21 protein-coding genes are annotated in these 23,664 nt (G+C 45.5%); 9 read left to right on the top strand and 12 right to left on the bottom strand.

From position 1 onward, the window contains the following. Window positions 1-24 precede the first annotated feature (24 nt). Together C942_RS14460 and C942_RS14455 are read right to left on the bottom strand one after the other, a co-directional pair. A complete protein-coding gene (locus C942_RS14460) occupies window positions 25-3,141 on the bottom strand; it encodes an efflux RND transporter permease subunit (RefSeq protein ID WP_007466850.1) in 3,117 nt (1,038 codons plus the stop codon). A gap of 3 nt (window positions 3,142-3,144) precedes the next feature. Next, the gene (locus tag C942_RS14455; protein WP_007466848.1) at window positions 3,145-4,287 is read right to left on the bottom strand and encodes an efflux RND transporter periplasmic adaptor subunit; all 1,143 of its coding nucleotides are present in this window, start codon (window positions 4,285-4,287) and stop codon (window positions 3,145-3,147) included. Window positions 4,288-4,446: 159 nt separating this feature from the next. Here C942_RS14455 and C942_RS14450 point away from each other — a divergent pair, with 159 nt between their 5' ends. Together C942_RS14450 and C942_RS14445 are read left to right on the top strand one after the other, a co-directional pair. Further along, a complete protein-coding gene (locus C942_RS14450; RefSeq protein ID WP_007466846.1) occupies window positions 4,447-5,376 on the top strand; it encodes a LysR family transcriptional regulator in 930 nt (309 codons plus the stop codon). Window positions 5,377-5,524: 148 nt separating this feature from the next. Then, window positions 5,525-6,187, top strand: a complete 663-nt coding sequence (locus C942_RS14445; protein ID WP_007466844.1) for a hypothetical protein — start codon at window positions 5,525-5,527, stop codon at window positions 6,185-6,187. Between the two features lie 105 nt (window positions 6,188-6,292). Here C942_RS14445 and pstB read toward each other — a convergent pair whose 3' ends face one another. From pstB to C942_RS14425, 4 genes are all read right to left on the bottom strand, one after another. Continuing rightward, window positions 6,293-7,042, bottom strand: a complete 750-nt coding sequence (gene pstB / locus C942_RS14440) for a phosphate ABC transporter ATP-binding protein PstB (RefSeq protein ID WP_036800320.1) — start codon at window positions 7,040-7,042, stop codon at window positions 6,293-6,295. A 20-nt stretch (window positions 7,043-7,062) separates the two neighbouring features. Further along, the gene (gene pstA / locus C942_RS14435) at window positions 7,063-7,929 is read right to left on the bottom strand and encodes a phosphate ABC transporter permease PstA (RefSeq protein ID WP_007466840.1); all 867 of its coding nucleotides are present in this window, start codon (window positions 7,927-7,929) and stop codon (window positions 7,063-7,065) included. A gap of 5 nt (window positions 7,930-7,934) precedes the next feature. Further along, on the bottom strand, window positions 7,935-8,846 hold the full coding sequence (gene pstC / locus C942_RS14430) for a phosphate ABC transporter permease subunit PstC (RefSeq protein ID WP_007466836.1): 912 nt from the start codon (window positions 8,844-8,846) through the stop codon (window positions 7,935-7,937). A 105-nt stretch (window positions 8,847-8,951) separates the two neighbouring features. Continuing rightward, window positions 8,952-9,770, bottom strand: coding sequence for a phosphate ABC transporter substrate-binding protein (locus C942_RS14425; protein ID WP_007466834.1), 819 nt, complete (start codon window positions 9,768-9,770; stop codon window positions 8,952-8,954). A gap of 370 nt (window positions 9,771-10,140) precedes the next feature. Between C942_RS14425 and C942_RS14420 the strand changes: the two genes are divergently transcribed. After that, complete coding sequence (locus tag C942_RS14420) at window positions 10,141-11,769, top strand: methyl-accepting chemotaxis protein (protein ID WP_007466832.1); 1,629 nt, start codon at window positions 10,141-10,143, stop codon at window positions 11,767-11,769. A 102-nt stretch (window positions 11,770-11,871) separates the two neighbouring features. Next, window positions 11,872-12,792 (top strand): LysR family transcriptional regulator, encoded by a 921-nt coding sequence (locus C942_RS14415; RefSeq protein ID WP_007466831.1) that lies wholly within the window; start codon window positions 11,872-11,874, stop codon window positions 12,790-12,792. Between the two features lie 102 nt (window positions 12,793-12,894). Here C942_RS14415 and C942_RS14410 read toward each other — a convergent pair whose 3' ends face one another. Continuing rightward, window positions 12,895-13,335: a c-type cytochrome gene (locus C942_RS14410; RefSeq protein ID WP_036800317.1), complete on the bottom strand. Its 441-nt coding sequence runs from the start codon at window positions 13,333-13,335 to the stop codon at window positions 12,895-12,897. A gap of 350 nt (window positions 13,336-13,685) precedes the next feature. On the opposite strand from C942_RS14410, the gene C942_RS14400 reads away from it, so the two are divergent. Next, window positions 13,686-14,903, top strand: coding sequence for a NupC/NupG family nucleoside CNT transporter (locus C942_RS14400; protein WP_007466827.1), 1,218 nt, complete (start codon window positions 13,686-13,688; stop codon window positions 14,901-14,903). Between the two features lie 286 nt (window positions 14,904-15,189). After that, window positions 15,190-15,465 (top strand): hypothetical protein, encoded by a 276-nt coding sequence (locus C942_RS14395; protein ID WP_007466825.1) that lies wholly within the window; start codon window positions 15,190-15,192, stop codon window positions 15,463-15,465. 32 nt (window positions 15,466-15,497) lie between these two features. On the opposite strand, the gene C942_RS14390 is transcribed toward C942_RS14395, so the two are convergent. The 5 genes from C942_RS14390 to C942_RS14370 all read right to left on the bottom strand — a co-directional run bounded on the left by C942_RS14390 (window position 15,498) and on the right by C942_RS14370 (window position 20,637). Further along, window positions 15,498-15,722 (bottom strand): hypothetical protein, encoded by a 225-nt coding sequence (locus C942_RS14390; RefSeq protein ID WP_007466823.1) that lies wholly within the window; start codon window positions 15,720-15,722, stop codon window positions 15,498-15,500. A gap of 241 nt (window positions 15,723-15,963) precedes the next feature. Next, window positions 15,964-16,614 carry a LutC/YkgG family protein gene (locus C942_RS14385; RefSeq protein WP_007466821.1) on the bottom strand — a complete coding sequence of 217 codons (651 nt, stop codon included), beginning with the start codon at window positions 16,612-16,614 and terminating at the stop codon, window positions 15,964-15,966. 10 nt (window positions 16,615-16,624) lie between these two features. Further along, window positions 16,625-18,055, bottom strand: coding sequence for a LutB/LldF family L-lactate oxidation iron-sulfur protein (locus C942_RS14380; RefSeq protein ID WP_036800311.1), 1,431 nt, complete (start codon window positions 18,053-18,055; stop codon window positions 16,625-16,627). Further along, complete coding sequence (locus C942_RS14375) at window positions 18,048-18,809, bottom strand: (Fe-S)-binding protein (RefSeq protein ID WP_007466819.1); 762 nt, start codon at window positions 18,807-18,809, stop codon at window positions 18,048-18,050. Before C942_RS14375 ends, C942_RS14380 begins: the two co-directional genes overlap by 8 nt. A 136-nt stretch (window positions 18,810-18,945) precedes the next feature. Further along, window positions 18,946-20,637: an L-lactate permease gene (locus C942_RS14370; RefSeq protein ID WP_007466817.1), complete on the bottom strand. Its 1,692-nt coding sequence runs from the start codon at window positions 20,635-20,637 to the stop codon at window positions 18,946-18,948. Between the two features lie 154 nt (window positions 20,638-20,791). On the opposite strand from C942_RS14370, the gene C942_RS14365 reads away from it, so the two are divergent. From C942_RS14365 to C942_RS24930, 3 genes are all read left to right on the top strand, one after another. Then, entirely contained in the window at window positions 20,792-21,694 is a 903-nt protein-coding gene (locus tag C942_RS14365; protein WP_036800308.1) for a LysR family transcriptional regulator, read from the top strand. Window positions 21,695-21,792: 98 nt separating this feature from the next. Continuing rightward, window positions 21,793-22,188, top strand: coding sequence for a DUF805 domain-containing protein (locus C942_RS14360; protein ID WP_036800305.1), 396 nt, complete (start codon window positions 21,793-21,795; stop codon window positions 22,186-22,188). A 453-nt stretch (window positions 22,189-22,641) separates the two neighbouring features. Continuing rightward, window positions 22,642-23,631, top strand: coding sequence for a hypothetical protein (locus C942_RS24930; protein WP_007466813.1), 990 nt, complete (start codon window positions 22,642-22,644; stop codon window positions 23,629-23,631). Window positions 23,632-23,664 lie beyond the last annotated feature (33 nt).

Here is a 23,664-nt window from a genome sequence, read left to right as displayed (position 1 = left end):
AGTCAGTACTAAGTTTTCTTAACCTTAGCTGGCAGTGAATGCGGTTTCGCCTGTTGATGATGCTTCACCTTGCTTAACCGGGATTCGGAAAAGAATGGTGTAGCACACCGGCAGAACAATCAAAGTAAGCAGGGTCGCAAAGCCCAGACCAAAGATGATAGTTACCGCCATGGCCTCGAAGAACGGGTCAAAGATAAGTGGGATCATCCCCAGCATGGTTGTGATTGCAGCCATACATACCGGTCTTACACGGCTGACTGAAGAATCAAATACTGCATCGTATGGTGATTTACCTGCATCCAGTTCAGTCTGAATCTGGTCAACCAGAACGATACCATTTTTAATGATCATACCGCTCAGACTCAGCATCCCCAGGATTGCCATAAAGCTCAGTGGGGCATTCAACAGCAGCAGACCAGCAGCAATACCGATGATAGCCAGCGGAACGTTGAACCAGATAACCAGTGGCTGGCGCACCGAGTTAAACAGCACCACGGTGATCAGGAACATTGCCAGGTAACCCATTGGCAGTGAACTGAAGATGCTGGCCTGGGCATCTCGTGAAGTTTCATATTCACCACCCCATTCCAGGCTGTAGCCATCCGGCAGAGGGATGTTCTCGATCTTGTCGCGGATCCGGCGGTGTACTGAGTCGGCGGTTTCCTCTGTTCCAAGAATCGGGTCAGCCAGCACAGTCAATACACGCTTACGGTCACGACGCATGATGATCGGGTTTTCCCACTCGGTATCAAATGATGAGATCAGTTGGGTAACCGGAACAAAGGTGTTGTTCTCCGGGCTCCAGACCTGAAGCTTCTGCAGGCTGTTGGCATCCAGTCGCTCTTGTTCTGGTGCGCGGGCCATGATTGGCATCAGGTGAGACTGCTCGCGGTAAGTACCAATGGTCATACCGCTGAAGTTGATCAACAGTGCGTTATCAAGATCCTGTTTGCTGATGCCTACCTCACGTGACTGAGCTAGGTTCAGTTGCGGGCGAACAACCGTAACCTGATTGCGCCAGTTGTGGCGAATGTTCTCTGCCGTTGGTTCTGCAATCATGATTTGCTCTGCCTGATAGGCCAGCTGACGCAGTACTTCAGGGTCTTCGCCGTAGAAACGTGCTTCAATCTTTGCTGCCGGAGACGGACCGTTTTCCAGATATTTCACACGGAATTCAGCTTCCGGATAACTATCACGAAGGTGGGCGGTCAGCAATGGCATGCCGGTTTCCTGTTGTTCCAGGTTGTCCATCTCAATGATTAGCTGAGCATACGCCGCGTAACCTTTTTCTGGCACATAGGGCAGTACGAAACGCTGTGCACCTTGGCCGATAACAGAGGTCAGGTTTTTAAGGCCAACATTGTTTTGGGCCTCGTAGCTGAGAATGTCGTCTTCAATGGTGTTAATGAATGTTTCTGTACCGCGGACATCAGTACCTTCCGGCATCCACACATCTACAAAGAAAATTGGAGTGCTTGATGGCGGGAAGAAAACATTTTTCACATGACCCATACCGAAAACAGCTGCAACCAGCATTACCAATACCAGACCGATACTCGCTACGCGGAAACGCATTGCAGTCGTCAGCAGGGCACGGTACAGGTTGAAGAACCAGCCTTTATACAGATCTTCCGGTTCACCTTCTGCATCACTGGCCTTACCATCTTGAAACAGCAGGTGACAGAAGAAAGGCGTAATTGTGATTGCTGTGATCCAACTGATAAACAGAGAAATAAGCAGAACCTGGAACAATGATGCACAGAACTCACCGGTTGCATCCTGAGACAGGCCAATAGGCGCAAAAGCAATAATGGCAATAATGGTTGCACCAAGCAGTGGCCATTGTGTCTGTTTGACAACCTGACCTGCCGCCTCAAAGCGGGTTTGGCCGCGCTGAATGCCAATCAGGATACCTTCAGTCACAACAATGGCATTATCAACCAGCATCCCGAGGGCGATAATGAGTGCTCCGAGGGAAATGATCTGTAACTGAATTCCCAGTACGTTCATTACAATGAATGTACCGAAAATGGTCAGCAGCAGCACTGCACCCATCAGCAAGCCGGAGCGAACTCCCATGAAAACAAGTAGTACTACGATAACGATGGCAACAGATTCTGCCAGGTTGATCAAAAAGCCTGTAACGGATTTCTCAACGACAGATCCCTGGTCATAAACAGTATTCAGCGTCATGCCAACCGGTAGCTGTGATTCAAGCTCAGTGATTTTGGCAGAAATTGCTTTTGATACATCAACAACATTTACACCAGTGCTGAATGAAATACCCAGCGACAGGGCATCCTGACCCATGTTGTGATAAATGATGTTTGGTGTCTCTGTTGTCGTCTTGTAGACAGTTGCAATGTCACCAAGATAAACCAGATCGGCACTGCCCGGAGGGCTGACCAGAAGGCGGTTCATTTCTGAAACATCATCGAACTCACCGGTCGGGTGAATACGGATGCGGTTTTGACCAATAAGCATCTTACCCGCGTTAGAAACCACATTCTGATTTTGAATCTGACTGTAAATGTAGTTCTGATCCAGACCTAGCGCGGTCAGTTTTTCCTGGCTAATTTCTACAACAACCTGTTCTTCAGGAGCACCGACTACGGAAACTTTTTTCACTCCATCTACCAGCACCAATTCACGGCGCAGATAATTGGCGTAGTTTTCGAGTTCACGATAGCTATAGCCTTCGCCCTGAATATTCAGAAGGATGCCGAAAACATCGGAGAAATCATCGATGATTTGTGGCTGTACGGTACCCGGAGGTAGATCCGCAACAGTGTCATTGACCTTTCTGCGCAGTTCATCCCAGATTTGTGGCAGTTCACTGGCGTCGTAGCGGTCTTCCATTTCGACTTCGATTTGTGAAAGGCCCGCACTGTTAATCGATGTAATATGTTTGATTTGCTGCATCTGCTGGATAGCGTCTTCCAGCGGCAGTGTCACTTCTTCTTCTACCTGCTCAGGTGATGCTCCTGGGTATGGGGTAATTACCAAAGCCTGTTTGATCGTAAATTCAGGAAATTCAAGCTGACCCAGTCCACTAAATGAAACTGCACCGCCGATCAGCATCAGCAGGACAAACATCCAGCTGATTACTTTGTTCTTAATACTGTAATGAGCAACATTCATGGATTAAACGCCTCGTTCCCAGCGCAAAGGTTTCACTTCCATGTTGTCTTTTACTGCCGTGGCTCCGACGGCAACAATCTGATCACCGATGTTCAGACCGGAAATAACTTCAACACCCGTACTACGGGTTTGGCCAAGGGTCACAGTAACGGCTTCCAGCTTTTTACTGTCTGGCTGGTAACGCCAAACCTTGGATTCATTGGTATTGTCTGTGCGAACAATTGCTGTCATCGGCAATACAGCAACAGGCTGTTGTGCGCCGTTGAAAGATGACATATCCAGTAACAGTTCAGCGCTCATGCCCGGCAGGACATTCAGTTCGGCTGGTGGAGTGAGGGTAAATACCACTTCATAGGTTTGGCTGCCAGGGCTTACTTTGCTTGCATGCTCTTTGTATTGAACAGGGTAAACCGATGTTTTCCCGCTTGAGGTCATGGTCGGGTTAAAACCGTTCTCAAGCGCCAGTGTCTTTGGTGCCTGAAAGCGAACCATTGGTTTGAAGGCTTCATCGAATGATGTATCTCTTTTAAGCGACATCAGCAGTGATTCCGGTACTTGAATACTGACATCAACTTGCTTGTCGCCTTGCAGGGTAAGTACGACCTGAGTCGCTTGGACATTTTGGTGGTTGTCTAGGTGGACCTTTGCAACGGTACCAGAGAATGGAGCTTCGAGGCGTGTATATTCTAGCTGGTCACGAGCAGTGTAGAGTGCTGCTTTCGCTGATTTCAGCGCAGCCTTAGCAGTATCGTATTCCGCTTTTGAGATCAGCTTACGTTTGTAGATCTCTTCCTTACGCTTGAAGTCAACCGAAGCCAGATCATGATTGGCTTCAGCATTCAGTAGTGCGTTTTTTGCATCACGATCATCCAACTGCGACAGTAGATCCCCTTTTTCTACATGTTGTCCTTCAGTCAGGTTAAGTTTTTTCAATTCACCATTGATACGAAATGCCAGATCAGCCTGTTGGCTGGCAGCAACTTTTGCCGGGAATGCGCGCAGGTTTTGAGCGACATTATCGTCAATTGTCACCAGCTTAACCGGCCGGACCACAGATGATGGTGTGACAGCACTTTCGACTTGTCCGCATCCGGTTAGCACGGTTGATATCATTATTGAAATAAGGCTGATTTGCGCCAGTTTCATTGTCGTTATTTCCTGTTGTGATATGACGAGCGAAAATATAACCTGTATCAAGGTTGCTAAAAACCGGACTATTTGGAATGCATTGTTCCAAATTTTGCAACAAAAAGAGGCCGGTTTTTTCTTTACAATGATGTAGTTTTTTGAACACACGGGTACAGGATGAAAACGGAAGATATAGAGCTATTCCATCGGGTTGTAGACGCTGGAAGCCTGATTCGGGCAGCGGAAATTTTTGACTTGCCAAAGTCTAATTTGAGTCGACGGATTAAAGCTCTGGAAGAAGAACTGAATATTCAGCTTTTCCAGCGGAATAACCGAGCTATGCAGCTAACTGAAGCCGGTGAGAAGTTCTATGAAAGGACGAAGACGATTCTGAGTGACCTTGAGCAGAGTATTCAGGAAATTACTGCGCCGAGGTATGAAATTTCCGGACACTTACGGGTACAGTTGCTTCCATTGCCGAATATTGTGGAAATTGGCCGAATGATCTTCAAATTTATGGACTTGTACCCGAAGGTCAGTGTGGAAGTGCTTATGAGCTCTGAAGAGTCTAACCTGGTTGAAAATCATATTGATGTCGCTTTGCGGGTAGGGGATAAACTGGAAGACTCCAACCTGATTGCTCGTCCGCTTACATCATCGTCATTCGGGTATTATGCAACGCCGGAGTATATTGCTAAACATGGTAAGCCGACTACACCGGAGGAAATTAAAACCCATAACTTTATTCGCTATCGTTTCCCGAACGGACAGATTTTAAATGATTTGCCACTGGAAGGCAGAGAGCCTATTTCTGTATCAGGAAACCTGGTGATGAACAGCGTGCCACTCATTATGGAGGCGTGTTTGCAAAATCGTGGAATAGTGTTCATTCCGGAGTTTTTAGCGGATTTTTATATTGAAAAAGAGATGTTGGTAAAATTACTCGAAAACCAGGATCCGGTTATGCGGCTTGGTTGGCTGGTATATCCGTCTCGTAAATATCTGTCGCTTACCGTCAGAACCTTTATCGATTTTATGCTGACAGAGCTTGAAAAAATGCCTATGTGTGAGCATCTGGAAGCTGATGTCCGCGGAATGGCGGTATAAAGCAGACGTAGCTAAATTATGAACTGGCTCAATGAATCTCTTTAAATCTATTTGTATTATTTAATCCATATGCGCTTTGTTTTTATGGCGCTAGTTTCACTTTGTTAAATAATAAGACGCTAGTAATTTTAGATTTAAAGGATAAATAATGAATAAAGTAGCAGTTGGCATAGCGCTTTCTCTTTTATTATCAGGTTGTGGTTCGGTAAATAACGTTTTGGTAGAAAAAACCAAGAACGTAGAGTATTACCGTATATTTGACATAAAAACTGATGCTGATCGTTATGAAATTGCAGAATCTGCAAGTGATGGTTTAGGTCGAAATGTAAATGATGCTCAAGAAGCTCGACCAATACCAACCTCAGCAGAACTACCAGAAAAGCCGGGCAGATTTGCTTTAGAAAATCCATTTAAAGGCTCAAAATTTGCGGCATTTGCAAGTAGTGGGGGCCAATTGGGAGTGAAAGTTGCGACTTGTGAGGGAGCTTCTTGGACGGCTAAAGCAAACCGCGAAATCTCTGGGTCTTCAAATTTAAATCTAACTGCATGTCTATTCCCATATAATGAGGGATACCATCTGGATTTGTATGCAACTTTTACAAAGAAAGAAGGCGGGTTATTGGAGATAAGTCGTCAGATGTCGAATGCTATGGTTGGGACTCCGGAAGAATGGACTGAAAAGACGTTTTTAGACATAGTTCGTCAAATTAAAGCAGAGACTGGTGCAACGATCACTTATTTAGAAGGTTACCCAAAATTAAGTGGCACACCTTGGCTTGATGAGGGTGACGACATCACTGCTAAAAATTAATCTTTCAAAAAAAGGCCCCCTCATTAAGAGGGGGCAATACTTACCATCGCTTTTATTATTCGCTTACAACGACTTTGAGCTGAGGAAGTTTTTCTTATTGGCTCATTAGCCGAAATCACCGTTTACGTAACCACGGGTGCGGTCATCGTGCGGGCTGTTAAACAGTGAATGAGTGTCATCGTGCTCAACCAGTTCACCCATCAGGAAGAAGGCCGTTCGGTCTGAGATACGACGCGCCTGTTGCATTGAGTGAGTAACGATCACGATAGTGAAGTCCTTTTTCAACGACTCCATCAAATCTTCAATTTTCTTGGTTGCAATTGGGTCAAGCGCAGAAGTAGGTTCGTCCATCAGGATCACTTCCGGTTCCATTGCAATGGTTCGGGCGATACACAAACGCTGCTGCTGGCCACCAGACAGACCGAATGCGTGAGATTTTAGGCGGTCTTTCACTTCATCCCAAAGTGCTGCGCCGCGCAGTGATTTTTCAACCACGGCATCAAGACGTTTCTTGTCACTAATGCCTTGAGCACGAAGGCCGTAAGCCACGTTTTCATAAATGCTCATCGGGAATGGGTTTGGCTTCTGGAATACCATGCCCACTTTAATGCGAAGCTGTGCAACATCGATGTTGCCGTAAACATCTTCGCTGTCCATGGTTAGCTTGCCCTGGATTTTTACGCCTTCAATCAGGTCATTCATACGGTTCAGGCAGCGTAGCAGGGTAGATTTACCACAACCGGACGGGCCGATTAATGCGGTTACCTGACGGTTCGGGATTGGTAGACAGATTTTCTTCAGAGCCTGATTTTCACCGTAGAATAGATCCAGGTTTTCAATTTCAAATTTGTTCATCATTTTCTCTTCCCCAAAAATTAGTAAGTCGCAGTGTTGAATCGGCTGGCGATAAGTTTGGTAATCATGTTAATCACAAGAACAATCACAATCAGGATGGTGGCGGTTGCGTATGCCTGATTCCATTCGTGAATGGTGTAGAGTTCCTGGGTCAACTTATACAGGTGAACGGTTAGCGTACGGCCTGAGTCCAGCATGCTCTCAGGAATACGCGCCACCATACCTGCTGTCATGAATACCGGTGCAGATTCACCGATAACACGACCTACGCTGAGGATGATGGAGGTTACGATACCAGGCATCGCGCTTGGCAGAATAAGTCTCCAGATTGTGTAGATTTTTGAGGCACCCAAACCGTATGAACCTTCACGGTAGGTTTGTGGAACAGCCATTAAAGCCTCTTCTGTGGTTCGGATAATCACCGGAAGAATCAGGATACTCAGAGTCAGTGCACCTGACAGGATCGAGTAGCCGAAGCCCAGAACGACCACGAAGAAAGTCATACCGAACAGACCGTAGATAATCGACGGAATACCGGCAAGAGATTCAGTACAGAAGCGGATCACTTTAACCAGACGGCTACCGACTTTTGCATATTCAGTCAGATAGATAGCAGTCATGATCCCCAGAGGTGCCGCAACGGCGATGGAAGCTGCAACCATATACAGGGTTGAAACAATCATCGGCCAGATACCTGATTCCTGACCAATTGTGGTGTAGTTACTGGTGATGAAATCCCAGTCAACGTGGGATAAACCATTACTTAGGATGTACCAGACAACCCACAGTAGGAAACCAACCGTGATGGAGGCAGAAAGCCAAATCACGCTTAGTGCAATTTTATCTTTTAGTTGCTGCTTACCAGCATTTGTAGACTGTAAAGACATAGTGATTACCTCGCTCGCTCACGGTTCAGGTAAAGCAGAGCGGCATTTAGCGTCATGATGAAAATAAGCAAAACAATACCGGTGGCATAAAGTGCACTGGCGTGAATACCGGTTGCGTACGACATCTCAATGGCAATGTTCGCAGTCAGAGTACGCGCTGAGTCCAGAAGGCCTCGAGGCATTGCAGGGGAGTTACCCATCACCATGATGATGGCCATGGTTTCACCTAATGCTCGGGCAACTCCCAGGATAACGCCAGTCATGATGCCTGAACGGGCTGCCGGAACGAGCAGTTTGAATACCGTAAACATATGTGAAGCTCCCAGTGCCAGAGAGCCTTCTTTATAGCTACGCGGTACTGCGCGGATAGATGTTTCTGAAACTGTGATTACGGTTGGCAGGATCATGACAGATAGCACAATGATACCTGCAAGGATTGTGTTACCGGCTGGCACCGAGAATACGTCCTGGATTAGTGGCACGATGATCACCAGGCCGAAGAAACCGTATACAACTGAAGGGATACCAGCCAGCAGTTCGATCATCGGACGAATCAGGTTTGCCAGACGAGCCGGTGCAACCTCTGCAATGAAAATAGCAGTCAATACGCCAATTGGCACACCTAGTACAACCGCACCGGCTGTTGAAACAACAGACGCTACGATCATCGGGGCAATACCGTAAAGGGCTGGCGGAAGCCAATCCATACCAAATACGATGCCTTCTACACCAGCCTGGGCAAAGGCGTCGAAACTTTCGCGGAAGATAAAGTAGCCGATAGTAATTAGCGACAAAATGCCAAGTGCGGCACTCGATAAAAATAGGTACTTAAAAAAAACTTCGCGCCAATCAGTTTTATTTTTGGTCTTTAGCGAAGGCCCTTTAGGTGGATTTTCTATGTTATTTGCGATGGTCATAATCTGTACTCCGATATTGATCAAGCTTTGGCTCATTCATATATCAGGGAATCAAGAAAATCCGGCCACCGTCATCGACGATGACCGGACAAAATATCAGCTAAATTATTTAACTGAGATGAAGCCTTTTTCTGTAACAATGTTTTGTGCTTGTGGAGTGTGAATCCACTTCAGAAATTCTAGTGCAGCTTTAGAAGGACGGCCTTCTTTATACACAACAAGGAATGGACGCTGTACGCTATATTCACCGGCTTTGATTGCTTCAATAGATGGTTTGTGGTTGTCGATAGCCAGTGGTTTAACTGAGTTATCTACTGAGCCCAGAGAGATGTAACCGATAGCAAATGGGTTGTTCGCTACGATTGTTTTTAGCTGCCCGTTACCGCTGGCAACTTGTGCGCGCTGAGAAATCGCAGAAACTTTAACACCGTTGATTTTCTTCTTTAGGCTCATGATGTCTTCGAAAGCGCCACGAGTACCAGATGCGGTATCACGGGTTGCAACTACGATTGGCTTGTTTTCACCGCCAACCTGATTCCAGTTAGTGACTTCACCTTTATAGATTTGAGAAACCTGCTCTTTAGTCAGGTTAGAGACGGGGTTGTTATTGTGAACAACAACGGCAATGCCGTCGCGAGCGATAACTACCTCTTTAATGTTGTCTGCTTTTTCAGATGATTTCAGGTCACGAGAACTCATACCCAGATCAGAAGAACCGTCGTGTGCGGCACGGATACCAGCAGAAGAGCCCGGGCCCTGAACTTCAACAACAACATCGTGAGAGTTTGCATAGGTTTCACCAAGTACTTCCATGATAGGTGATACGGAGCTTGAGCCTACAACTGAAACAGTTTCATTTGCGACGGCAGTGTTAAATACCATTGAACCTGCAAGGGCTAGTGCACCAATAACCTGTGTTTTCATTTTCCTAATCCTTAAAAAGCTGGCCTTATTGCCAATAGGTTTGAATGAACGATAAAAAGGTTAGGAAAGTTTTATGACAATCATGTTTCAGAAGTTTGAACACTCTATGACGATGCAGATAAGTGCTTAATGATTGATCTATTTGTGGAAATGTTAACTTCGCGTTCTGTTCATAATTTAAACTAATTAAACCGTGTTTTTTATAACAAGGGTGAATTGTTATTAACGATAAGTGCAAGATTTTTCAAAGAAAAATCGGCTGATAATTTTGTAGACATTTGTGTGATCCAGATCTATATTGTGCGCTCTTTAGTCAGTCTGAATTACCTACTGTATTTTTGCGGATACAAAAATTAAATTTGAGGCCAAAATGCAATTTTCATTGAAAAACTTATCCATTCGTTACCAGGTATTGATGCCTGTAATGTTAATGGTGGTAGTGCTCTTTACGACTTTGATGATCACAAAAGGAAAACTTGATAACGAACAAGAAGTGATCGCTCAAAATACCGATGCCCTGGTTGAGTATAAGGATACACTGGCCAATATTGATGATCGCGTCTATCCGCTGCGTATAAGTGCAGTGTACGCTATTTATGATCCTGCGCGCCGCGACAGTTTTAAAGGTGAGCTGGCCAGTGCAGAAAAAGAAATTGCACGTGATCTTAAATTGCTGGAGCAGGTCGATGCTTTCAGAAGTGCGGCTGACAATGTTCATTCGGCGATTCAGGACTACATTGCTTACTCTAATCGTGCGGTTGTTACCCTGAATCAGCACGACCGTGGTGAGCTGTCTGAACAGGAATTTAATAATTTCATCTCTAAATACCGTGCTGTCGGCAATCGTATGGTTGAGTCTATCAACGAGCTTTCGCAGCAGGTGAATTCATACTCGACCAATACATTGGATCAGAGTGCTGAAAATAGCCGTAATATGATGAACAGCGCGACGTTCGCGATTCTGGCTGTATTTGCTATTGCTGTGCTTGTGGCCTGGTGGATGTCTGGTTTGGTGGTTAACCCGATCTTCAAACTTCAGTCTGTGATGCGTGATGTGGCGGCTGGTAACCTGCGTGTCAATGCAGAGCAGGACGGTACTAATGAAATTGCTCAGCTGAGCAGTGATGTAAACCGTACTGTCAAGCAGTTGCACCAGACGGTTGATGCACTAATCCGTATCAGTGAAGATGTGGCATCTGCTTCCACCGAACTAGCTGCGGTAATGACTCAGTCTGAAGCGAATGCTCAGCAGGAGCACAATGAGATTGATCAGGTTGCTTCTGCGGTTAACGAACTTTCAAGTACAGCTGAAAACGTCAGTGATAACGCAACTGCTGCGGATGCAATGGCTAAGCAGACTGATGAACTGGCTCGTGAAGGTTTGAGCATCTTCGAGCAAAGCAGTGCGGCAAGTGTTCAGATGAACAAGACTCTGACAGAAGCGGCAGACGTTGTAACTCGCCTGAAAGAGCAGTCTGAACAAATCAGCAAGGTTATTGAAGTTATCCAGGGTATTTCTGAGCAGACAAACCTTCTGGCTCTGAATGCTGCTATCGAAGCCGCTCGTGCGGGTGAATCCGGCCGTGGTTTTGCGGTAGTAGCCGATGAAGTACGTATGCTGGCAGCGCGTACCCAGTCGTCGACTCAGGAAATCCAGGCAATCATTGAAGAGTTGCAGTCACAGTCTAACCAGGCGAATGACAGCATGCAGAGCAGCCTGGAAATGCTTGAGCGTAATCAGGAACTGTCGAATCGTGCTAATGACGCATTGGTTGGTATCACAGAATCTGTAGTTCAAATCAGCGATATGAACACTCAGGTTGCAACAGCCGCAGAGCAACAGTCTCAGGTAACACAGGACATTAATCGCAATGTCACCAATATGTCGGAGATTGTGAATCAGAACGTTGCTGGTATTAGCCAGAGTGCGACGGCCAGTAATGAATTGTCGCAGCTTGCTGAGAAGCAGAAACAGCAGCTTTCTTTCTTTACAATTTAAGCTGAATTAAAATAGCTGAATAAGTGGAAAAAGACCTGTCCCTGACAGGTCTTTTTGTTTTCATATAAAGAAGAACATAAAAACCGAGGCCCGAAGATATCCATGCTTAAAAAAGCACAGCAAATGGTTGTATTTAATGCTCTGACAAAACAGAAGAGCTTTACCCGTGCAGCACAGTTGCTAGATATTTCCAGAACCCAGGTTAGTAAGCAAATACAGCAGTTGGAAGAGAGGTTGGGGATACAGCTTGTCCAGCGTACAACACGTTCGTTTGCACTGACTGAGGCCGGACGAAATTTTGCCGCTCATTGCGCCAATATCGTTGATGAAATTAATGAAGCGGAAAGTGAGTTACTGGTTGATTCAAATAGCCTTCATGGTTCATTACGTGTTGGTATTGCCCAGTCTTTTGCTTCGAACCATATCGGCCCATACATTAGTGAGTTCCATGAGCGATATCCGCAGCTTAATCTTGAAATGAGCCTGTTTGATCACCGCGTTGATCTTATTTCTGAACAGCTTGATTTATGGATTGGTATTATGGATACCCCACCAGAAGGCTTTGTGGCCCGCCACTTGGTTGATTGCCAGTTTGTATTGGCTGCCAGCCCGGATTATTTGGCGAAGCATGGGGTACCATACCATCCAAATGACTTGAAAGAACATAACTGTATTACCTATTACAGCCGGGAGCGTAAAGATACTTCCTGGAGCTTCAGCAAAGACGATGAAAACTTACAGGTTAAGGTAAGGGGTAATTATCGAGTGGATTCGGCTGATGCTATTCGTGATGCCACTTTGGCAGGGAATGGTATTGGTTACCTGGCGACGTATCTGCTGAAGAATGAGTTCAGGGAAGGGCGGTTGATTCGCTTAATTCCTGACTGGGAACCTAATCAGCATATGCCGTTATATGCGATTTATCCTCGCCATAAGTTCTTGCCTGCTAAGGTAAAAGTGTTCATTGATTTTGTCCGTGAGCATATTGGAGAGCCTGCTTTCTGGGATCGGGAACTGATGTAGTTTGTAGCCAACCACTGGGTTATTGGTAAATAACGTTTAAAATTTGCCATTATTAGACGCAGGATCAGCACGAAGAAGCTGCAGCTTCTTCGTGCTTTTTTATCAGTGGTACATCAGATACTTAGTTTGGGTATATGGTTCAAGCTCATACTTGGATTCAAGGAAAGTGATTAAGTCCACTAACTGACCTACAGTCATCACATCATTGTAAACAGGCATCACGGATTGTCCTGAAATCTGAACATCTTTTAAGTTGTAACCTTTTGCAATCTGATGAGATGGGTTGATCACCGAAGTAACCAGTTCCGCGTAGGTTTTCAGGCTCTGTACTTTCCCGCCCAGCTCGACCGAAAGCTGGTCTTCTGAATCTGCTGGTCTTTCAAAGCCTTCCATTGCATGACAGCTAAGACATTGCATTTCAAGAAATACCTGTTGGCCTTTGGCGGGATCGCCGGCAGGTAAGCTAAAACCTCGCGGACCGTCTTCACAGCCAGTGAGGCCGAACACAAAAAATATCATTGTTAGTATTAGATGTTTTTTCATGAAATCACTCCGTATTCGTACATTGCCAAGCTATTTATGAACATGCTGTTGAGTATCTTATTGACAAGTGTAGAGGATGATGAAAAAAGCATCGGCAAAATAGCCGTAAATTGAACAGGGCTAATAGTGTGATCATGGTCACTATTGTCACTTATGCTAACAATAGTATCCCGTATGAGCACCAATCTGCCGTTTTCGTTTGCTTTGCCGATATTTTCCTCGATTTTTTTGTTTGATGTATCAATTCTGTAAATTTGCATAACAAATTGATGCTTGTCACAGTTTTTAAAATCCCTAAAATGCCGCCGCAATCGTTTTACTAACCCACTAATTAACATTGGAGAATGACCATGGGGCATCTGGTCAGCATCTTAGGTATTGTTTCACTATTTGCGGTTGCAATCTTATTTTCGGAAAATCGTCGTGCGATTAGCTGGCGTGCAGTAGGTGGCGCGTTTGCAATCCAGATTCTGTTCGCAGGATTTATTTTGTATGTGCCTGTCGGACGTGAAGTTCTGAACACAGTATCCAATGCCGTCTCTGGTGTTATCGACTACGGTCGTATCGGTTCTGAATTCCTGTTCGGTGATCTGGCTAAGTTTAAAATTGGTTTTATCTTTGCCGTTAACGTATTGCCGACAATCGTATTTTTCTCTTCACTGATCGGTGTGCTTTACTACCTGGGCATCATGGGTTGGATTATCCGTGTTCTGGGTGGCGCGCTACAGCGTGTACTAGGTACCAGCCGCACTGAATCTATGTCTGCAACGGCTAACATCTTTGTTGGTTCTGTTGAAGCACCGCTGGTTGTTCGTCCATACCTTGCCAGAATGTCTCGCTCTGAGCTTTTCGCAGTAATGGTTGGCGGTCTGGCTTCTGTAGCCGGTGGTACGCTGGTTGGTTACGCGGGTCTTGGTGTTGAAATCAGCTACCTGATCGCTGCAAGCTTCATGTCTGCACCTGCTGGCCTGATGATGGCGAAGATTCTGGTTCCACAAACAGAAACGCTGACTGATGAGCCTCAGGTTGATGATGAAGATGAGAATGCGCCTGTTAACATTATCGACGCAGCATCTCAGGGTGCGCTTAGCGGCCTGCAGATTGCGATGGCTGTTGGTGCAAGCCTGCTGTCTATCATTAGCTTGATTGCTCTGCTTAATGGCGGTCTTGGCCACCTTGGCGAACTGATTGGTGTTGAAAACCTGAGCCTTGAATTGCTGTTTGGTTACATTTTCGCACCAGTTGCATGGCTGATCGGTGTGCCATGGTCAGAAGCAACAGTTGCTGCAAGCCTGATCGGTAAGAAAATTGCTGTTAATGAATTTGTAGCCTTCGCTGATCTGATGGCTGTTAAAGATCAACTAAGCGCTCACTCTCAGGCTGTTGTTACTTTCGCATTGTGTGGTTTTGCAAACCTGACATCAATCGCAATGCTGATGGGTGGTCTGGGTGGTATCGTACCAAGCCGCCGTCCTGATATTGCACGTCTGGGTCTGAAAGCTATTTTTGCAGCGACTCTGTCAAACCTGATGAGTGCAACGCTGGCAGGCATCTTCCTGTCATTCTGATCAACAAGTATCAGTTACCAAATAAAAACAGAGAGCTTCGGCTCTCTGTTTTACTTTTGGGGGTATAGTTAAATCCGTTTGAATGGATTTATGTACTGTTGCATTTAAGACCTAAGGACAGAAGTAATACTAGTGGGCCTGTAACTACCGCTTTGTCTTAAAAATGAGATAGAGACTGGCTCGCGCTTGTTGAAAAAGCGGTCTTGGTTTTATCAATACTTGCCATTAGCTACTTGTTCCCGGTAGCATCACCGCTTTCATTCCTCTTATTAATCAAGAGATAGCCATGAAATCACCTGTCGATAAGTTGCTGCAAAGTCATGAAAACCTTGTTCATTCGGAAGGAATGAAGGTGACCTCCCATACTCAGCGTGAGGATGGTGACTGGATCCTTCATACGCTGATGGTTGAAGGATGCGAAGCTCCGTTTAAGTTCAGGCGTACAAAGAAATACAAGAGCCTGAAAGGGGCAAAGGTCAATATGACGTATTATCCTGTTACAGAAAAAGTTGCCGGCTTTGATATCGAAGTAATGAAGGTGGTCAGAGTTAAACTTTATTGAATTCCACAGCAAAAAATAAGTTACAACCGCAGCTATGCATGTTCAGAGATTTCATTCTCAGATTTTTTATCTTTTTCTTTATTTTCAATGAGTAGCTGCGGTTCTGCGGTGGTTCCATCATCTTCCTGCCTGTGACACAGAGCGCAAGTTTTAACATTAGTCTCCTTAATGTAAATCAAGGTGTCATTACCACAATGGCGGCAGGTTCCTGAAAAGCTAAGTGTTTGTGTTTTAGGCTTGTTTGATACACCCGGCATAGCGATATCCTTTCCAACTGCTCATTTCCGATTTATCCGCAACATGTCAATGCATTGTTATGCATACACGGCTATCTACCAGACTAGACCAGAATTTTTTTAATAGACAAGTTTTACTAATTTTGTCTTCAAGTAAGCTCCAGAGGAAAAAAGGCGCTCACCGAATACCGGGAGCGCTTCAAGTAAAGGGGATTGGAAATTAGCAAATACCAAAAAGAGACCGATTTCTTTTACACCTCCGTTATCTATCTTCAATTAAAATCACGATTAATTCTTTCGGGCCGTGAGCACCATAGGCCAGTGTTTGCTGGATATCAGCGGTTTTAGATGGCCCGGAAACCAGAATGGCATTTGTCGGCATACCGATATGCCACGCCTGTTGCCTTATCAGTTCAGCGAAGTTGTTGCTGAGTGTTGAACGTTTGAGTAGTGCGACATGTGTTGGTGGTATCAGTGACAGTGTTCGAGGCTCGTCTGTACCCGGCCACAGAACTAAAGTGCCTGTATCGGCAATGCCAGCCAGACAATGGGTGATACCTGCGTCGACCTGTTCAAAAAGCTCATGTTTCCATTCTCTGATGTCCTGATCAAAGCTGATCACATCACTTTGTCCTGATGCCTGTTGGATCTCATGAATGAATTCTCCGTCTTTACCAATCGCGATGCGCTTGAGCTGTTTAGTTGCAACTACTTCTGTCAGGGTGCTTTCAAGCAGCTCGACTTTGGTGCTAATCACTTCGGCATGGCTGGCAATCATAGCCTCGACGAATCGTTGTTCCCGCTCTTCATCTGAGTCGGTTTGCCACGAGCTGTAGCTATGATTGTTTGAGCTGACAGGGTGCGCGCCTGCATCACGAAGTCGGGACAAAATTGTAGAACGTGCTGGATTCATTTCTTTCTCCTTACTTCCGTGCCTTCATCAGCTGATGCAATGTTTTGTCAGCAGGCTTCGGCGCTGTTCGACATTGAGTCCATGGGCCCAGGTTGCTTGGAATCAGTGCTTTCAGTTTGGTTGCCGCATAAGTACCTGAATGGTAAAGCGAAGGGTGAGTTGCGGCATAGGCAAAGCCTTTCATCGCCATTCTTTCCGTTGAATTAGCTGCGGCTTTCTGGCCGTCAATTTCTTCATTTCCGGGCTTTGGTGGATTCTTTGCTTCATAACGCAGTCGCTGCAGCAGTTCCGGGATCGGGATTCTGACCGGGCAGACTTCACCGCAGGCACCGCAAAGGCTGGAGGCGGTAACCAGATCTTTAGTTTGCTTCAGTCCCATTAAGTGTGGGGAGATGATCTTTCCAATCGGACCCGGATATACCGTGCCATAGGCATGTCCACCGATACGGGTGTAGACAGGACAATGATTCATACAGGCACCGCAACGGATACATTGCAGCGTTTTACGCATCTCCTCGTCGCGGTAGGCTTGTGAACGTCCGTTGTCCAAAAGAACTAAGTGGACTTCTTCCGGGCCGTCGAGTTCACCGCTACGTCGTGGCGAGGTGATCATGTTGAAATAGGTCGTGATGGCCTGGCCTGTTGCCGATCGGGTAAGGGCACTATAGAGCGGTGGTACGTCAGATAGAAATTCCACTACTTTCTCTATGCCGGTGATGGCGATATGGACGTCAGGTACAGTGGTACACATCCGGCCGTTGCCTTCGTTTTCGACAAGACACAATGTCCCGGTTTCTGCGACGGCAAAGTTAACGCCGGACAAGCCGATTTCAGCATCGCGGAATTTTTCCCGTAGTCGGGATCTTCCTGTCTGAATCAGAGCGTCTACATCCAGCGTCGGGGTGAAATTTTCCAGATTATGTTCAAAAGTATCGCTGACTTCCTGCTTATTTTTATGAATGGCGGGCATGATGATGTGTGAAGGCTTGTCGCCATCTAACTGGACGATATATTCGCCCATGTCACTTTCCAGGCATTCAATACCGATCTTTTCCATTTCGTGGTTAAGTTCAATTTCTTCACTTACCATGGATTTGCCCTTCACAATGGTTTTGGCATCGTGCAAGCGAGCGATATTGGCAATGATGTAGTTGGCTTGTTCGGCATCTTCAGCCCAGTGAACCTGGATACCGTTGTGTCTACATTTTTCTTCGAGCTGCTCAAGCAGATCCGGTAATTTGCTCAGGCAGCGTTGGCGGATGGCTTCAGCCAGCTCACGAATGTTCTTCTCTTCAGCCGGATCCGGGAAAGCAGAGCGGCGTTTATCGCGGAGGTAATCCATCGCACCGCGGAAATTCTGACGCAGTTGTTGATCTGCCAGTGCAGATTTTGCTTGCTGATGGAAGAACTGCGGTTCCTGATCTTTAGTGTGTTTAGTCATGGCGACTTCCTCCGGTTCTTTCCAGCAGGAAGCTGGCAAGATGGCGTCCGCGCATGGTTTTTCCCTGATACTCCAAAGCTCCGTTGATATTAAGCAGACACCCCCAGTCAGCACTGACCAGCTGTTCAGCGTTAGTGTCTGACAGGTGGCGGGTTTTATCTTCAACCATTGCCTGGCTGATGTTCGGGTGGCGAACGGCAAAGGTTCCGCCAAAGCCACAGCATTCACTTTCGTAGGCTTGTTCTCGCAACTCAACATTATCAAGCTGGTTGAGCAACTCGGTTGCCGTTACATGGACATTCATTTCCCGACGGGCGGCACAAGAGGTATGCATGACGACAGAAGTTGGCTGGCCGTGATCTGTCAGTTTCACCCGGCAGACATTGACCAGGAATTCGGTAAGCTCAAATACGCGATCACAGAAACTTTCAACTTTATGTTGTTTTTCATCACCTTTAAACAGGCGGCGATAGTGATGGTGCATCATTCCGCCGCAAGATCCAGAAAGAACGACGACAGGCCAGTTTTCATCAAATAATGCTATCTGGCTCAGTGCGACTTCCTTAGCTTCATTATCGTAGCCTGAGCTGTAAGCCGGTTGGCCACAACAGGTTTGTTTCTCGATGAAGATGACTTCAATACCTTGCTGTTCCAGCAGCGTGATGGCATCCAGTCCGGCTTCAGGATCGAACATGTCGACCAGACAGGTGGCGTAGAAATATACTTTGTCCGGCTTGGCTGGGTAGATTCGCATCCTGGACTCCTTGAGAGCAGTAGGCTATTTCATCCGGCAGTCTGGCTTGTGTTCTGCTGCCTTGCTGCCGGATGAAATAGTGGTGTTGCAGGTGGTTATTTCTGTTATGTGGTGAGTTATTACTGTGTTAATTGTATTAGTTCATCAGTGCATCTGTGATATGGAAGCCATAGATGATTGCCAGACCAATCAGACCGGTAACAACCAGGTAGTAGAACGTTGGGATTACTGTTTTACGTAGGGTGGCACCTTCGCGTCCAAGCAGACCAACAGTTGCCGATGCGGCTACCACATTGTGGATAGCGATCATGTTACCCGCTGCTGCGCCGACAGCCTGTAGTGCTACAACTGCTGCACTTGAGATTGTCAGGGTCTGAGCAACTTCAAACTGGAACTGGCTGAACATCATGTTAGACACCGTATTCGAGCCTGCGATGAATGCACCTAAAGCACCGATTGTTGCACTCAGTGCCGGGAAGAAGTCACCGACAAGGTTTGATGCAAAGTTAGCTGTTGTTACCGGCATACTTGCAAGGTCGGCAGCGTTAACACCAGAGTTGATGAAGATACGGACCATCGGGATGGTGAACACCAGTACAAAGCCTGCGCCAATCAGTGTTTTGCTTGACTCTCCGAAGGCTTTAACCAGAGGTGTGACCTTACGTGATTGCAGAAGAACTGCCAGCAATGCTACGAAGACCAGAATGCCGCCCGGCAGGTACAGTGGCTGGATAGCCGCACTGATACCGGTTTCGCCTAGGATGTCTTTGAAAGACAGGCTGATCCCGACAAGGAAACCTTTGAAGTCTGCGCTAACACGGCTTGCAACCAGAATGACTGCCAGCAGTACATACGGAGCCCATGCTAAAGCCATGTTCATTGGCTTTTTCTCATCGTCACTTAGATCCATTTTCAGGGAACCAAGCCACTCTTCCGGCCACTTGTCTTCGCTCTCGAAATCCCAGTGGTTTTTAGGTACCAGGAACTCTTTCTTAGCGGCAACAACAACGATAGCCAGACCGATCAGACCACCAATCAGTGAGGGGAATTCAGGCCCCAGGAATACACCGGTCAGGGCGTAAGGGATAGTGAACGCAAGGCCGGCGAAAATTGCAAATGGCAGAATTTCCAGACCTTCTTTCCAGCTCTTATTCTTACCGAAGAAGCGGGTCAGCATCATTGCCATCAGAACAGGCATCAAAGTACCGACGGTGGCGTGAATAAGCGCAACATTGGTGGTGATTTGTTGTAGGTAGATATCCCAGGTAGAGCCGTTGGCGACCAGGGATTCAGTAATGTTATGGGTATCCAGACCTTTGTTAACACCAACAATGATTGGTGTACCTACCGCACCGAATGAAACTGGTGTGGACTGAATCATCATGCCCATTACAACTGCAGCCAATGCCGGAAAACCGATAGCGACCAAAAGTGGGGCGGCAATAGCTGCTGGGGTACCAAATCCTGAGGCTCCCTCGATAAACGAACCGAAGCACCAGGCAATAATGATGGCCTGAACCCTACGGTCAGTTGAGATGTCTGTAAAGCCGCTTCGGATAGTAGCGATGGCACCGGTGTGCTTAAGGGTGTTAAGCAGGAATATGGCACCGAAAACAATCCAGAGAACTGCAACTGTAATTGCAAGTCCTTGCAAGGTTGAAGCGAAAATACGGGTTGCCGACATGTCCCAAAACAGCAGGGCGATACCGACAGTCATGATAAAGGCTACAGGCATGGCTCGTTTCGCTGGCCAGTTCAGGCCGACCAACAGAACCGCAGCAACCACAATGGGTGAAAATGCGACTAACGCTAGTAGGGTTTCGTTCATAGTAGTACTTCCTTAGTACAGGTGTTTCTTGTCTGGCTACTTATACGCTGTTATGGATTGTAGGTTGTTTGTTAACGAGGTGTGACATTACCGCTTTATTTTTTTCTGATATAGGGAAATAATGAAAAAGATTAATTCCAAAAGTGGTTAAATTATGGCCAGGACAGATGACTTAATTCTTTTTGCGCAGGTAGTCGAGTGCGGTTCTTTCAGCAAGGTTGCAGAACAGAATTCCCTTACAAACTCAGTAGTTAGTAAACGAATTGCGAGGCTGGAAGAAGATTTGGGCGTTCAGCTTTTGTATCGGACGACGCGAAAGTTAACAGTAAGTGAAGCAGGAAAGGTTCTGTATCAGGGTGCAAAAAATGTGAAGCAGGCAGCGGTAGAAGCGATTGATGCTGTCAGTGGATACGGTGAAAAAGTAAGCGGTCATGTCAAAATGTCTGTACCGACGATATCCGGTGATTTGCTTCTGGCAGATGCAGTGGCTGAGTTTTGCACTATGCATCCCGGTATGTCGGTAGATATGTCTCTTGATAATCGCTTTGTTGACCTCATTGAAGATGGTTACGATTTGGTTATTCGGACCGGATATCTGGAAGATTCGAGCCTGATTGCCCGTCATATACTGGATTCGCAATGGGTAATATGTGCGGCTCCTTCTTATATAAGCAAGCATGGCCGGCCTGCCATACCGCAGGACTTGGTTAACCACAATTGTCTTCAATACGCTTACCAGACAACAGGTGCCAGCGAGTGGCAGTTCATTGGTGAGCAGGGTAATTACATCCAGCGTGTCAGTGGTAACTTTTCAACTGACAATGCGGCAGCACTCAGGAAAGCCGCTTTGGGAGGATACGGTATAGCTTATGTGCCGCGTTGTCTGGTTTATCATGATTTAATTGAAGGTAAGTTGGTTGATTTGTTCCCTGACCAGGTTGGCAAAAAGCTCGGCGTTTATGCAGTGTATCCTTATACACGTCAGCCATCGCAAAAAATTCGACTATTAATTGAACATATCCGCAAGAAGTATCTAGAAATGCATTATTATTTTTAGGTTATATTTGTATTTTATTGAGGTTGTTCAATATCAAATAAAGTATTATTTGATGTAATAGATAGAATTGTAATTAGATAGTAAAGATAGGGAATAAAATGAATTGGTATCTTCATGTCCTAAAAAATTACGCAGTATTTAAAGGACGAGCACGCCGAAAGGAATATTGGTACTTCTTTCTGATCAACTTAATCATAAGTATTGTCTTAGGATATGTTGATAGCGCCTTGGGCACCCCCGGCGCAGCTGAGGGGGCGGGTGCCATTGGTGCCGTATATTCACTTATTGTTTTAGTTCCGGCGATCGCAGTCGGTGTTCGTCGTTTGCATGATACAGGACGTACCGGTTGGTGGATGCTGATTGGCCTTATTCCTCTTATTGGGTTTTTGGTTCTGCTGTATTTCTTTGTCCTTGATAGTAATCCAGGCAGCAATGAGTATGGACCTAATCCAAAAGAATCAAATCATAATCAGGAAGGCAGCTTTAAAGTTTAAACCACATTTTACTTGTGGTAATTGCTGTTATTTTAATTAATTAAGAAGTAAAAGCCCGGCAAATTAGTCGGGTTTTTTATTAAAATCAGTAGCCTGTAGCATTTGAATCTTATTAATGAGAATGAATGTGTATTATTCTCCCAGATAATCAGTCAATTAGCGGATAAAAGTATTTTATTTTAAAGGGATAGGTAGTGATATCTATTTTCTGATAACTGATAATAATTACCGTGTAACCATCTACAATTAATACCGAGCTGAAATTGCTTTGGTAATTGAATGATTCGATTTTTATCGATTGCTTCTATTTGAACTATTCATCAAATGTGAGCTTGTAATGCTTACCTTATTTGAAAAGGTTAGCAGGGTAGTTATTGCTATTAATAAAACCGGAAAGGTTGTTAGTTGGCTGTTGAAATAAATCATGCCACAAGTAATTAGTGGAGAAACGTAATGAAAATGAATAAGGTAGCGTTATCTTTCCTGGCAGTATGTATTGGCTTTTCAGGATATTCTTTAGCATCTGAGAAAGATTACTCTCATTACGAAAGTGGTGGGAGTGAAGACGATTATAAAGGTTATGAAAAATACAAAAAACATAAAGATCATTACAAGAAATATCACCCTAAAGTCAGAGATGCTGGAAGATTAGCTCTGAACCTTGTGGGTAAAGGCAATATGTACGAGAAAGATGTACCTGACCTTGACGGTGATAAACAGCCGGATCCTGCTTCTTGTTTCGATGTTGAGTTGAAAGATATAGAGAAAGGAAGATTAATAGGTACCGCGACTGATTGTCTTTCAGAAGTTATGGAGCAAGATGGCGGGATCAAGTTGATCGGAACTACATTCTTTAATTTACCCGGCGGGCAGATTGTTACACGAGGGCTGACGACTGTTCAGCCGGTGTTGCAAGATACTGTAACTCCGGATGGAGTGGATATCAGCCATATAACAGGCGCATCCAGTGATAAAAATAGTATTATTAAAGCGACAGGAAAGTATAAAGGCCATATAGGTACCGTTAGGTTATCAGGAATGGTGAATCTTGATGAGTTCACAGGCGAAGTTGGTACGCCAATATTCTTTGACTGCTTGTTCATTATTGATTTAAAAGAGATTAAGTTCAGATATCCACATCATTGGTATAAATGGTATAAAGAGCATTATTATCAGGATTTCTATAAAGCTCACTATGGTATTGAAAATGATGAACCTGATAATTCGTATGAAGATACCGGTGATTCAGGCGAATCTTATGAAGACACAGGTTCCGGTGGCGAGTCATACGAGGATACCGGTGGTACAGAAGAGCCATATGAAGATACCGGTGATTCAGGCGAATCTTATGAAGACACAGATTCCGGTGGCGAGTCTTATGTAGATACTGGGGAAACTCAGGATCCATATGAAGATTCCGGAGATTCATATCGATATTATTAAAGTCTGACTTTTTGTCTAGTCCTAAAATAGGTT

This window comes from Photobacterium marinum (assembly GCF_000331515.1).
Lineage (GTDB): Bacteria > Pseudomonadota > Gammaproteobacteria > Enterobacterales > Vibrionaceae > Photobacterium > Photobacterium marinum.
This window is presented reverse-complemented; position numbering and strand designations above follow the sequence as displayed.

What these genes read in the sequence shown, in the direction of transcription:
- C942_RS14390 (WP_007466823.1), bottom strand. Translation starts at nt 15,722, where the DNA reads ATGCCGGGTGTATCAAACAAGCCTAAAACACAAACACTTAGCTTTTCA.
- C942_RS14460 (WP_007466850.1), bottom strand. Translation starts at nt 3,141, where the DNA reads ATGAATGTTGCTCATTACAGTATTAAGAACAAAGTAATCAGCTGGATG.
- C942_RS14420 (WP_007466832.1), top strand. Translation starts at nt 10,141, where the DNA reads ATGCAATTTTCATTGAAAAACTTATCCATTCGTTACCAGGTATTGATG.
- C942_RS14410 (WP_036800317.1), bottom strand. Translation starts at nt 13,335, where the DNA reads ATGAAAAAACATCTAATACTAACAATGATATTTTTTGTGTTCGGCCTC.
- pstA (WP_007466840.1), bottom strand. Translation starts at nt 7,929, where the DNA reads ATGTCTTTACAGTCTACAAATGCTGGTAAGCAGCAACTAAAAGATAAA.
- C942_RS14400 (WP_007466827.1), top strand. Translation starts at nt 13,686, where the DNA reads ATGGGGCATCTGGTCAGCATCTTAGGTATTGTTTCACTATTTGCGGTT.
- C942_RS14395 (WP_007466825.1), top strand. Translation starts at nt 15,190, where the DNA reads ATGAAATCACCTGTCGATAAGTTGCTGCAAAGTCATGAAAACCTTGTT.
- C942_RS14360 (WP_036800305.1), top strand. Translation starts at nt 21,793, where the DNA reads ATGAATTGGTATCTTCATGTCCTAAAAAATTACGCAGTATTTAAAGGA.
- pstC (WP_007466836.1), bottom strand. Translation starts at nt 8,846, where the DNA reads ATGACCATCGCAAATAACATAGAAAATCCACCTAAAGGGCCTTCGCTA.
- C942_RS14445 (WP_007466844.1), top strand. Translation starts at nt 5,525, where the DNA reads ATGAATAAAGTAGCAGTTGGCATAGCGCTTTCTCTTTTATTATCAGGT.
- C942_RS14385 (WP_007466821.1), bottom strand. Translation starts at nt 16,614, where the DNA reads ATGAATCCAGCACGTTCTACAATTTTGTCCCGACTTCGTGATGCAGGC.
- C942_RS14370 (WP_007466817.1), bottom strand. Translation starts at nt 20,637, where the DNA reads ATGAACGAAACCCTACTAGCGTTAGTCGCATTTTCACCCATTGTGGTT.
- C942_RS14425 (WP_007466834.1), bottom strand. Translation starts at nt 9,770, where the DNA reads ATGAAAACACAGGTTATTGGTGCACTAGCCCTTGCAGGTTCAATGGTA.
- C942_RS14450 (WP_007466846.1), top strand. Translation starts at nt 4,447, where the DNA reads ATGAAAACGGAAGATATAGAGCTATTCCATCGGGTTGTAGACGCTGGA.
- C942_RS14365 (WP_036800308.1), top strand. Translation starts at nt 20,792, where the DNA reads ATGGCCAGGACAGATGACTTAATTCTTTTTGCGCAGGTAGTCGAGTGC.
- C942_RS24930 (WP_007466813.1), top strand. Translation starts at nt 22,642, where the DNA reads ATGAAAATGAATAAGGTAGCGTTATCTTTCCTGGCAGTATGTATTGGC.
- C942_RS14375 (WP_007466819.1), bottom strand. Translation starts at nt 18,809, where the DNA reads ATGCGAATCTACCCAGCCAAGCCGGACAAAGTATATTTCTACGCCACC.
- C942_RS14455 (WP_007466848.1), bottom strand. Translation starts at nt 4,287, where the DNA reads ATGAAACTGGCGCAAATCAGCCTTATTTCAATAATGATATCAACCGTG.
- C942_RS14415 (WP_007466831.1), top strand. Translation starts at nt 11,872, where the DNA reads ATGCTTAAAAAAGCACAGCAAATGGTTGTATTTAATGCTCTGACAAAA.
- pstB (WP_036800320.1), bottom strand. Translation starts at nt 7,042, where the DNA reads ATGAACAAATTTGAAATTGAAAACCTGGATCTATTCTACGGTGAAAAT.
- C942_RS14380 (WP_036800311.1), bottom strand. Translation starts at nt 18,055, where the DNA reads ATGACTAAACACACTAAAGATCAGGAACCGCAGTTCTTCCATCAGCAA.